The sequence below is a fragment of the Aquabacterium sp. genome (assembly GCF_036279655.1).
Classification (GTDB): domain Bacteria; phylum Pseudomonadota; class Gammaproteobacteria; order Burkholderiales; family Burkholderiaceae_C; genus Aquabacterium.
In genome coordinates, this window is the sequence record NZ_DASUIT010000083.1 from 22,276 (window position 1) to 32,946 (window position 10,671).

Sequence of the window (10,671 nt, forward strand, 5' to 3'; positions counted from 1 at the left end):
TGTATGTGGATGGACATCGATTCTCCGGAGCGTCAAGCCTCCGGCATTGCTGGTTAGCCATTAAACCCAGGGCATACCCTCAACTCAAATGCGGGGGGTGGCTGTCAGCTGCCCGACACTCCAGGGATCCACGCCCCAGGGAGAACGCTTGGACAACAACAAACCACAAGCTGCGGGGTCTGCGATTCTTTAGTTGTTGACCGGCAGCATCTGACTCAACCCATCCAGTGGTTCCACGATCCGGGGCCTTCGGATGACAATCTGAGCATGACTGTTTCCAAAAAACATCCGCGCACGCCTTCATCAGACACCAAGGCGCCACGCCGCAGCATCACGCCGCTGCACGACACTCCCACGAAGCTGGTGGAAGCGGCCCTGTCGCTGTTTGCCAGACATGGCATCGAGGCGGTGTCGATCCGACAGATCACACTGGCTGCCGGGCAGTCCAACGAATCGGCTGTGCACTACCACTTCAGGAACAAGGCGGGCCTCATCGCCGCGGTGCTGGACTACGTCAATGCGCAATTGGCGCCGATGCAGCGTGAAGCGCTGGACCAGTTGAACGCCATGGCCCAACAACGAGCGCCCACGGTGCGCGAGATCGTCACCCTCGGTGTCATGCCGTTCGTGAGGTTTCACGCTCAGTCATCGACGGGACGCAAGTCGATTCGTTTTCTTTCGCGCTTGACCTGGCAGTCCAACGAGGGGGGCTTGACGCTGCTCATTGAATCGCTCTGGCCTTACTACCAAAACATCGAGTCCCATCTGGCCCGAGCCCTCCCTCACAAGCCCTTGGTCACCCTGCGCCTTCATGGGGTGCTCGCCATCTCCAACGTGATCCACAGTCTGGCCGACACACGCCTGCTGGGGGAGGAGTTGGACCTCGGGATTGCGAGCGACCTTGTCAAAGACCCCCTGCAGTTGCTGTCCCATTTCATCGACTACATCATCGGCGGCCTCTGCAGCGATGAGCGCACCGGCTTGACAAACACCCCCCCTTCATCCCCCTGAGCGATCGGGCCCCCCTACATGGACGCCCCTTCATTGCACGAGCCTCGTATAAACACGCATGGCTCAATTTGTTCATCTACGTAGCATTGCCGCGGGATCGTTAATTTTCGTTTTGTTTCGAAAATGTCCCTACAACGGAGAGAACATGACAAGCTCAACACTGACTCATCGTCCGCAATCACCCCACATCAGCCGCATCGCTGCCGGGGTGTTCACCACCCTGTGCCTCATCAGCGGCACTGCACTGGCCAACCCCTACGCCCGAGGCCCCGCGCCAACCCTGGCTGATCTGGAAGCGGCCGCTGGGCCCTTTGCGGTGTCTACACAGAAAATCAGTTCCGCCAGCGGCTATGGTGGCGGCACGGTGTATTACCCGACCTCGTCGGCTGAGGGTTCCTATGGCATTGTGGCCATCGCCCCTGGCTTCACCAATACACAGGCCTTCCTGTCGCAATGGGGTCCCAAACTGGCATCCCACGGCTTTGTCGTGGTCAACATGAACACCACGACGATCTTTGATCAACCCGAAAGTCGCGGCAAGCAGTTGATGGCCGCGCTCAAGCAGATCACGACATTGAGCCAGACCAAGACCACCCCCTACTACGGCAAGGTGGACCCCTCACGACAGGCGGTGATGGGCTACTCCATGGGTGGCGGCGGCACATTGGCAGCAGCGCGTGACAACCCTGGCCTCAAGGCAGCGTTCGCCCTGGCGCCCTGGCACACGCTGAAGGATTTCTCCAAGGTCACCGTCCCAACCATGATCCTGGCCTGCCAGAGCGACATCGTGGCGCCCATCGACAGTCACTCGCAGAAGTTCTATGCCAGCCTGAGCGCCACCCCAGCCAAGGCCTACCTGGAGATCAAGGGCGGCGATCATTTCTGTCCGTCCAACAATGGCACCGCTGAGATGAAGGTCACGGAACGCAAGTTCGGTGTCGCCTGGCTCAAGCGTTTCCTCGACGAGGACACCCGCTACACCCCCTTCCTTCAGCCCCTGGTCAACGACGCCATCGTGTCGGACTACAAGACCTCCGGCTCGCTGTAACTTGATCGAGGGGGCCGTTGCCCCCTCTGACAGCTTCGCCCAAAAAAAATGGCCCGGAACGGGTCCGGGCCCAAAGGAGGAGCGCACACACTTTCGAGGGAGAAATCGGACTCAGAGCCCCTTGAGCTTGAGACGGTTGACCTGCTGGCGGTAGAACAGCACGGGATCCGGCGCGCCACTGCCGATCAGACCGAACACGTGGTTCATCTCGTCAAAGTGGTTCCAGGGATAGTCGTCGCGCAGGACCTTGCCCCAGTGGGTGGAGCACACCGGCACCAGGCCATCGCTGGGCACGCCGTCGGCCACCATCATGGCCACATCAGAGATGTCCCAGCCATTGGTCTTGGGCTTGTTGCCGGTGGCGGAGTAGTAGTAGATGCCCGTGCTGGCGGATCGCTCCGGCCCCGTGCCGCACGCACTGGTGGGGGCGCCATCCGGGAAGCGCGCATTGAAGGCCTCCGTGTTCTCGGCCCAGGCCTGCAAGGCAGCAGGATCCTGAGGCAGTTGGGAGTGCCCCGACAGCCAATCGATGGCCTGGCCCACCGATGACACGACCGTGGCGTATTGCGTCAGGATCTGGCCCAGCGGGTTGTCGGCAGCGGCATCGGCCGGCATGGCGTGGGGTGAGCCGATCGATGTCAGGCTGGCGACCAGTTGAGGGGCCACGCCCGCGACATAACGGGCCGTCGGTCCGCCCTGGCTGTGTCCGATCAAATTGAACTTCTGATAGCCCTTGGCAGCCTTCCAGGCCTGCAATTGCTTGAGCAACTGCTCTCCGCGCACATCGTTGTCATTGAACTGCGAGACTTCGGCCACCAGCACCACTGCGCCGTTCTTGCGCAGGTCATCGGGCACCTTGTAGAAGTAGTCCACCCCCAGGATGGCATCGAAGCCCGACATGCCATGCACCAGCACGACAGGGTAGCGGGTCTTGGCATAGGTGGTGGCGGCTTGAGCCACGCCACAGCTCAGGGCCAGCAAGGCGGCGGCACCCCAAGGGCCCCAGACGCGAGAGAGAGCGTTGCTCATGTCATCTCCAATTGGTTATGTACGTGAACAATTGTGGATTTAATGGAGTGGCATGAACATGCGTGCTTTCCCGATCCATGCGGTCACGCGCCTGCCACCACGCACCGCGCAGCCCCTCCACCTCGGGGGGACAAAGCCTCAACAAGCCCAAATCCCACACAAGTGGGAGGAAATCCTTGCCACAAGCGGGTGAGTCTGGGGTATAAATGCGGCCAATTCGAACGGTCGTTTGAAAAGAACGATCGTTCGAAAATCAATCCAACCCGGCAGCACCCGTGACGCTGCCACCACTACTGACCGAGGTGACATATGCCGCAGTACAAGGCTCCTTTGCGTGACGTGAAGTTCCTGTTGAACGAAGTGTTCGACTACCCTGCCCACTACGCCCAGCTGTCCAACGGCGGCGAAGCCACCCCCGACATGGTCGACGCCATCCTGGAAGGCTGCGCCACCTTCTGTGAAGAGATCCTCTCGCCCATCAACCACTCGGGCGACCTGGAAGGCTGCCACTTTGAAAACGGCAACGTGACCACGCCCAAGGGCTTCAAGGAAGCCTACGCCGAGTACGTGGCCGGTGGCTGGCAGGGTCTGTCCCACCCCACCGAGTACGGTGGCCAGGGCCTGCCCATGTCGCTGAACCTGATGAAGTCCGAGATGATGGGCACGGCCAACTGGTCGTTCACCATGTACCCCGGCCTGAGCCTGGGTTGCATGAACACGATCATGCAGTACGGTGACGAGAAGCAGAAGAACACCTACCTGCCCAAGCTGGTCTCCGGCGAGTGGACCGGCACCATGTGCCTGACCGAACCCCAGTGCGGCACCGACCTGGGTCAGGTCAAGACCAAGGCCGAGCCTGTGGGCGACGGCACCTACAAGCTCACCGGCACCAAGATCTTCATCTCGGCCGGTGAACACGACCTGTCGGAAAACATCATCCACATCGTGCTGGCCCGCCTGCCCGATGCGCCCAAGGGCACCCGCGGCATCTCGCTGTTCATCGTGCCCAAGTTCATGGTGAACGCCGACGGCTCCACCGGCGCGCGCAACCCTGTGGTTTGCGGCTCGATCGAGCACAAGATGGGCATTCGTGCCTCGGCCACCGCCGTGCTGAACTTCGATGAAGCCATCGGCTACATGATCGCCGAGCCCAACAAGGGCCTGGAAGCCATGTTCACCTTCATGAACACGGCCCGCATTGGCACCGCCGTGCAAGGCGTGGCCCATGCCGAGCTGTCCTACCAGGGCTCGCTGCCCTACGCCCTGGAGCGTCGCTCCATGCGCGCCCTGTCGGGCAAGAAGGACGCCGACTTCGTGGCCGACGCCCTGATCTGGCACGCCGACGTGCGCCGCATGCTGCTGACCCAGAAGTGCGTGGCCGAAGGTGGCCGCGCCATGATCTACCACGCTGCCAAGCTGGCCGACAACATGGTCAACGGCATCCTGGAAGGCAACCAGGCCAAGTACGAAGACTACGACAACCGCCTGGGCTTCTACACCCCCATCCTCAAGGGCTTCCTGACGGAGATGGGCCTGGAAGCGGCCAACCTGGGCATGCAGGTCTTTGGTGGCCACGGCTACATCAAGGAGCACGGCATGGAGCAGATCGCCCGTGACGCGCGCATCTCCACGCTGTACGAAGGCACCACCGGCATCCAGGCGCTGGACCTGCTGGGCCGCAAGGTGCTGCTGCAGACCCGCGGCAAGTGCATCAAGGAATTCACCAACGAGATGATCGGCTTTGCCAAGGCCCATGCCCTGGACGGCGGCCCCATCGGCACCATGGCCCGCGCCCTGATCAAGCGCTCGCTGCAATGGAAGTGGGGCACGCTGCGCATCATGCTGCGCGCCGCCAAGGACCGCGACACCGTCAGCAGCTCCTGCTATGACTTCCTGATGTATGCCGGCTTCGTGATGATGGCCTACTTCTGGATGCAGCAGGCGGTGGTCGCCAGCGAGAAGCTGGCCAAGGGCGGCAAGGAAACGCCGGACTTCTACAAGGCCAAGATCCAGACGGCCGAGTTCTACTTCGACCGCATGCTGCCCCGCGCCGATGGCCACTTCACCAACATGATGGCCACCAGCACCTCGATCATGCAGATCAGCAACGATCACTTCACCATGGCCTGATGTCCGCGGGAGCCCTCCGCGGGCTCCGTGGTTTGCCCTCAGAAACCGGTCTCCCAGGAGGCCGGTTTTTTTTCGTGCCTGTCGCCCACGATGCCTTTTGCACCTGTTTCAGGGATGACGGTGTCCGATCTCCTCGGGCAAAATAAACAACACCCGTATTCAGATTGACACAGGACAACACCGATGGCGACTGCGAAACCCTGGCTGGCACAGTATGGACAAGGCGTCCCCGCCGAGATCGACCCCGACACCTATCCCTCCCTGGTGGACCTGCTGGAAGACGCCTTCAAGCAGCACGCCAAGCGTGACATGGCTGCCTTCATGGGCTCTCGCTGGACCTTTGCCGAGATCGACGCGCAGTCCAAAGCCCTGGCCGCCTGGTTGCAGGCCCAGGGCCTGCAACGTGGGGCCCGCGTGGCCATCATGATGCCCAACACCCCGCAGTACACGGTGGCCATCGCCGGCATCCTGCGCGCAGGATGCGTCGTGGTCAACGTCAACCCCATGTACACCCCGCGCGAGCTGGAACACCAACTGGTGGATTCCGGCGCCGAAGCCATCATCGTGCTCGAATCCGTGGCGGTGACCCTGGCCGAAGTGGTCGCGCACACCCCCGTCAAGCACATCCTGCTGAGCGCCATGGGCGATGTGTTCGGTCCCGTCAAGGGCCCCCTGGTCACCTTCAACAACCGCCACATCGAAAAGCAGGTCATCCACTTCCACCTGCCTGACAACGATCGTTGCAAGGTCACACCCTTCAAGACCGCCCTGGCGCAAGGCCGCTCGGCCAGCTACACCCGCCCCGCGCTCAAGGGCACGGACGTGGCCTTCCTGCAATACACCGGGGGCACCACGGGGGTCTCCAAGGGCGCGACCCTGCTGCACCGCAACCTGGTGGCCAACATCCTGCAATGCGAGGCCTGGTTCAAGCCCGAGCTGAGCAAGCTCGGTGGCGACCTGATCAATGTGGTGGCCCTGCCGCTGTACCACGTGTTCGCGCTGACGGTGTGCTTCTTCCTGAGCGCCCGCATGGGCACCATGAACGTGCTGATCGCCAATGCGCGCGACGTGCCCGCCATGATCAAGACGCTCAAGAAGTTCAAGATCACCCAGTTCCCCGCCGTCAACACGCTCTACAACGCCCTGGTCGAAGAGCCCGAATTCGCCCAGCTCGACTTCTCGCGCCTGCGCATCTGCAACGGCGGCGGCATGGCGGTGCAGCAGTCCACCGCACAGGAATGGCAGCGCATCACGGGTGTGCCCATCGTCGAAGGCTACGGTCTGTCCGAGACCTCCCCCGTGGTCACCATCAACCCGCTCAACAACACCGAGTACAACGGCGCCATCGGCTACCCGCTGCCCTCCACCGAGGTGGTCTTGCTCGATGACGTCGGCAACATCCAGCCCATCGGCGAGCGTGGCGAGATCTCGGTGCGTGGCCCGCAGGTCATGGCCGGCTACTGGCAGCGCCCCGACGAGACGGCCAAGGTCATGACGGCCGATGGCTTCTTCCGCACGGGCGACATCGGCGTGATGGACGACAAGGGCCTGATCACCATCGTGGACCGCAAGAAGGACATGATCCTGGTGTCGGGCTTCAACGTCTATCCCAACGAGATCGAGCAGGTGGTCAACCTGCACCCCGGCGTCAGCGAATGCGTGGCCATTGGCGTGCCCGACGAGCGCTCGGGCGAGGCGGTCAAGCTCTTCGTGGTGCGCAAGGACTACAGCCTGACTGAGCAGGACATCGCCCACTACTGCAAGGAGCAGTTGACGGGCTACAAGCGCCCGCGCCACATCGAGTTCCGCGAAGACCTGCCCATGAGCAATGTGGGCAAGATCCTGCGCAAGGACCTGCGCGACGAAGAGCTGCAGGCCATGGCCGCAGCCGCCGCCTCACGCAAGAAGGTGGCCTGAGTCCCCCACGGGCGCCACAGCGCCAGGAACGACAAAGGCCGCTGACAAGCGGCCTTTGTCATGTGGGGCGTCAGACCTGGATCAGGCCTTGGCCCACTGCTTCTTCATGAACTCGGCCTGGCGCTGCAGGGCCAGCGTGGCGCTGGGCATCAGGCCGGCGTGGATCTGGAACACGTGCCAGCGCTTGAGGTAGATCTCCAGCTCCAGCTCACGGTCAAAGCGCTTGCAGGCATGCGCCAACCAGACCGAATCGTCGTAGAGCACCTCGTGCTCGCCCACCTGCACCAGCGTGGGCGGCAGGGTCGAGAGGTTCTGGCGCTTGGGGAAGGCCAGCGGGTGGTCATGGCGCGGGCGATACCAGGCAAAGCCCTGATGGCCCCACTCGATGTTGATCATCGGGTCGAGCTGCTTGTTGCGCTTGACGCTCTGGCTGTCGAGCTTGGCGTCGAAGGCCGGTGACATCATCACCAGACAACGGGGCCCTTCGATGCCTTCCAGCTCCAGCGCCTTAGTGACCAGCAGCGTCAGTGTGCCGCCCGCCGAATCGCCGCCCACGGCGATGTGCTCGGGCCGGTAGCCCTTTTGCAGCAGGTGCTTGTAGCCGGCGACGGCATCTTCGATCTGCGCCGGGAAGGGGTGCTCGGGCACACGGCGGTAATGGATGGCCAGCACCTCGCATTGCGCGAACTTGGCCAGGCGGCTGGTGATGCTGCGGTGGCTGCGCGGGCTGCCGGCGCAGAACGCACCGCCATGCAGGTACAGCATGGCGTGCTTGGGCTGCGCCAGCCCCTTGGGCGTCAGGCGCTCGGCCGACATCTGACCCACGCGGATCTTCTCGACCTTCACACCCAGCGCCGGGGGCATGAGCACCGACAGCATGTGCAGGATGCCGCGCTGCAGCTGCACCGGCGCCGGCGGCTTCATGACCGATTTGAAAAACGCGCGCAAGCTGCCCCGCATGGCCGCGGCGGAGATCGCCTCCAGCGCGCCCGGCAAGGGCGGGTACTCGCGGATGATGGGCGCGTCGCCAGAGGCGTCTGGTGCGCCCTGCAGATGTACTGCCGACATGGCTGAATCCTTTCGCGGGCGATCAGCCCATCATTTTCTTGAAGAAGAAGGTGACGATGGGCTGATACCAGGTGCCCAGCACACGCACCAGCTTGTCCAGGAAGATCGCATCGGCGCCAATCAGCAAACGGCGCTGATTGCACTCGACCGCGCGGATCATCTTGCGGGCGGCCTGGTTGGCCGTGGTGGCATTGAGCAGCTTGTCAAAGCGGGCGCGGGCCTTCTCCAGATCCTGGCCGGGCTTGCCGATGGAGGGATCGAGCTTGGCCGCACGGGCGATGTTGGTGCGGATGCCACCAGGGTGCACGCAGGTCGCGCTCACGCCGCAGTTGTCGACATCGAGCTCCTGACGCAAGGCCTCGGTGAAGCCGCGCACGGCAAACTTGCTGGCGTTGTAGGTGCCTTGCGTGGGCTGGGACATCAGGCCGAAGAGGCTGGAGATGTTGACGATGTGGCCGTCACCCGACTTCTTGAGGTGCGGCAGGAAGGCCTGCGTGCCCCAGACCACGCCCCAGAAATTGATGCCCATGATCCACTGGAAATCCTCGGGCTTGACCTTCTCCAGGGTGGCGCCCAGGGCCACACCGGCGTTGTTGAACACCAGATTGACCTGACCGAACTCGGTGGCCACCTGATCGGCCCAGGCGTTCATGGCCAGGCGATCGGACACATCCAGCTTGGTGGTCGAGACCTTGACGCCGAACTTGCCCACCATCGAGGCGGTTTCGGCCAGCCCCTTTTCATTGACGTCGGACAGAGCCACGTGGCAGCCGCGCTGCGCCAGCTCCAAGGCCAGTTCACGGCCCATGCCGGAGGCGGCACCAGTGATGGCGGCCACTTTGTTCTTGAAGGATTTCATTCAGTACATCTCCGGCAGGCCTGGAGGCCCGCCCATAGGGGGTCACAGTGTAAGGGGCTGGTCATCGACGATCCTCACCACCCAGGTGAAGGATGTTTCGTCCGAGCCGACATAGATCGCATTGGTATGGCCGAGAATGTGGGGCAAGATAGGCGTTCGCTTGCTCGCGCATGGAGACACACTCCGCCAGATCAACTTCAACTGCGCCCGGGGTCACGTCATGTGACAACAGGCCGTTTCAGACTGTATTTGACAATGGAGATTGCCAAAAATAGGGTTAACCCCAAGCAGCCACCCGAATCAGGGAGTTCCGCCCCTGCCGCAGGTCGCCGCTATGGCGGTGTGGACCGCGACGAGCGTCAACGCCAGCGCCGGGAGCGGCTGGTGGCCGCCGCGCTGGCCGTGTTTGGCGAGCAGGGGTTTCACGCCTCCACGGTGCGGGACGTGTGCCGCCGTGCCGAGCTGACCTCGCGCTACTTCTATGAGTCCTTCGACAGCATGGAAGATCTGTTCGAGGCGGTCTACGTCAGCGTGTCGCGCGAGCTGATGCACAAGGTCATGGAGGCCCTGCAGCGTGCCTCCATGGAGCCTGAGAAACTGGCCGAAGCCGCGCTGCGTCAGTTCCTGGAATTCATCCAGGAGGATCCGCGCCGCGCCCAGGTCACCCTGATCGACTCGCTCAACGCGGGTCACGGCATGCACCGCATCTCGCAGGAATCGAACCGTGATTTTGCCGCCGTGATCGGCAACCTCATCCAGATGTTCTTTCCCCACCTCAATGAGATGGGGCTGGACGCCACCATGATCGCCAATGGCCTGGTGGGCTCCAACGTCCGCATTGCCACGCAGTGGGTGGAAGACCAGTGCAGCACCCCGCTGGAGGACGTGCTGCGCAATATGCTGGCCTTCTTTGTCGCGACCATCCAGTACGGTCGATCCATCCACGCGCACGTCGGCGCCCCGGGCAGCGACACCACGCCCTGAGGCCATCCCACGACGCATGAGCACGGCACAACGCAAAGCCAGGGAATGGCAAACCCGTGAAGACCTGCTGGTCCGCGTGGCGCTCACCTTGATCGAAACGAGCGGCTTCAACGCCTTGTCTCTGGACAAGGTCGCCTCCTGCTCGGATTATTCGAGGGGCACGGTCTACAACCATTTCGAAAGCCGTGAAGACCTCATCCTGGAGTTGGGCCTGAGGGCCCTGGCAGAGCAGTCTCGGTGGCTGCGCCATGCGTGCGCCTTCGATGGCAGCAGGCGCCACAAGGTCCTGGCCATGCACCTGTCCTACCAGGCCTTTGCTCGACACCAGCCAGTGCTGTTCCAGTGCCTGATGAGCGCCAAGGCGCCCCCTGTCCTGGCGCGCGCCAGCGCAGCGCGACTGGCCCGCAAGAGCGAGCTGGAGGCCGCCATCACCGCCCACATCGACCATCTGGTGCAAGAAGCACTGGCACACGGCGAGCTGGCACTGCACCCAGCCCTGCCCGCCTTTGCGGTGTCCTTTGGCAACTGGGCCCTGGGCCTGGGCCTGGCCATGCTCCGCGCAGGAGCGCAACCCTCACCATCGGTGGCTCGCGTCCCCGAGACTGACACACTCACCCTGATGCTC

General features: G+C 62.9%; 9 protein-coding genes. 6 read left to right on the forward strand and 3 right to left on the reverse strand.

The window, feature by feature from the left end; all coding sequences use genetic code 11:
* The first annotated feature begins 267 nt into the window (after nt 1-267).
* A complete protein-coding gene (locus VFW84_RS10230) occupies nt 268-1,011 on the forward strand; it encodes a TetR/AcrR family transcriptional regulator (protein WP_329680355.1) in 744 nt (247 codons plus the stop codon).
* Nucleotides 1,012-1,156: 145 nt separating this feature from the next.
* A complete protein-coding gene (locus VFW84_RS10235) occupies nt 1,157-2,059 on the forward strand; it encodes an alpha/beta hydrolase family protein (RefSeq protein WP_329680356.1) in 903 nt (300 codons plus the stop codon).
* A 111-nt stretch (nt 2,060-2,170) separates the two neighbouring features.
* Here VFW84_RS10235 and VFW84_RS10240 read toward each other — a convergent pair whose 3' ends face one another.
* Entirely contained in the window at nt 2,171-3,088 is a 918-nt protein-coding gene (locus VFW84_RS10240; protein WP_329680357.1) for a triacylglycerol lipase, read from the reverse strand.
* 309 nt (nt 3,089-3,397) lie between these two features.
* Between VFW84_RS10240 and VFW84_RS10245 the strand changes: the two genes are divergently transcribed.
* Together VFW84_RS10245 and VFW84_RS10250 are read left to right on the forward strand one after the other, a co-directional pair.
* Nucleotides 3,398-5,218, forward strand: coding sequence for an acyl-CoA dehydrogenase C-terminal domain-containing protein (locus VFW84_RS10245; RefSeq protein WP_329680358.1), 1,821 nt, complete (start codon nt 3,398-3,400; stop codon nt 5,216-5,218).
* 183 nt (nt 5,219-5,401) lie between these two features.
* Nucleotides 5,402-7,135 carry an AMP-binding protein gene (locus VFW84_RS10250; protein WP_329680359.1) on the forward strand — a complete coding sequence of 578 codons (1,734 nt, stop codon included), beginning with the start codon at nt 5,402-5,404 and terminating at the stop codon, nt 7,133-7,135.
* An 81-nt stretch (nt 7,136-7,216) separates the two neighbouring features.
* On the opposite strand, the gene VFW84_RS10255 is transcribed toward VFW84_RS10250, so the two are convergent.
* Both VFW84_RS10255 and VFW84_RS10260 read right to left on the reverse strand, forming a co-directional pair.
* Nucleotides 7,217-8,203 (reverse strand): alpha/beta hydrolase, encoded by a 987-nt coding sequence (locus VFW84_RS10255; protein WP_329680360.1) that lies wholly within the window; start codon nt 8,201-8,203, stop codon nt 7,217-7,219.
* A gap of 22 nt (nt 8,204-8,225) precedes the next feature.
* Nucleotides 8,226-9,062, reverse strand: coding sequence for an SDR family NAD(P)-dependent oxidoreductase (locus tag VFW84_RS10260; protein WP_329680361.1), 837 nt, complete (start codon nt 9,060-9,062; stop codon nt 8,226-8,228).
* Between the two features lie 255 nt (nt 9,063-9,317).
* Between VFW84_RS10260 and VFW84_RS10265 the strand changes: the two genes are divergently transcribed.
* A complete protein-coding gene (locus VFW84_RS10265; protein WP_329680362.1) occupies nt 9,318-10,046 on the forward strand; it encodes a TetR/AcrR family transcriptional regulator in 729 nt (242 codons plus the stop codon).
* Nucleotides 10,047-10,062: 16 nt separating this feature from the next.
* Nucleotides 10,063-10,671: TetR/AcrR family transcriptional regulator (locus VFW84_RS10270; RefSeq protein ID WP_329680363.1), on the forward strand; the 609-nt coding region annotated here is incomplete at its 3' end.

What these genes read in the sequence shown, in the direction of transcription:
- VFW84_RS10230 (WP_329680355.1), top strand. Translation starts at nt 268, where the DNA reads ATGACTGTTTCCAAAAAACATCCGCGCACGCCTTCATCAGACACCAAG.
- VFW84_RS10235 (WP_329680356.1), top strand. Translation starts at nt 1,157, where the DNA reads ATGACAAGCTCAACACTGACTCATCGTCCGCAATCACCCCACATCAGC.
- VFW84_RS10240 (WP_329680357.1), bottom strand. Translation starts at nt 3,088, where the DNA reads ATGAGCAACGCTCTCTCTCGCGTCTGGGGCCCTTGGGGTGCCGCCGCC.
- VFW84_RS10245 (WP_329680358.1), top strand. Translation starts at nt 3,398, where the DNA reads ATGCCGCAGTACAAGGCTCCTTTGCGTGACGTGAAGTTCCTGTTGAAC.
- VFW84_RS10250 (WP_329680359.1), top strand. Translation starts at nt 5,402, where the DNA reads ATGGCGACTGCGAAACCCTGGCTGGCACAGTATGGACAAGGCGTCCCC.
- VFW84_RS10255 (WP_329680360.1), bottom strand. Translation starts at nt 8,203, where the DNA reads ATGTCGGCAGTACATCTGCAGGGCGCACCAGACGCCTCTGGCGACGCG.
- VFW84_RS10260 (WP_329680361.1), bottom strand. Translation starts at nt 9,062, where the DNA reads ATGAAATCCTTCAAGAACAAAGTGGCCGCCATCACTGGTGCCGCCTCC.
- VFW84_RS10265 (WP_329680362.1), top strand. Translation starts at nt 9,318, where the DNA reads ATGGAGATTGCCAAAAATAGGGTTAACCCCAAGCAGCCACCCGAATCA.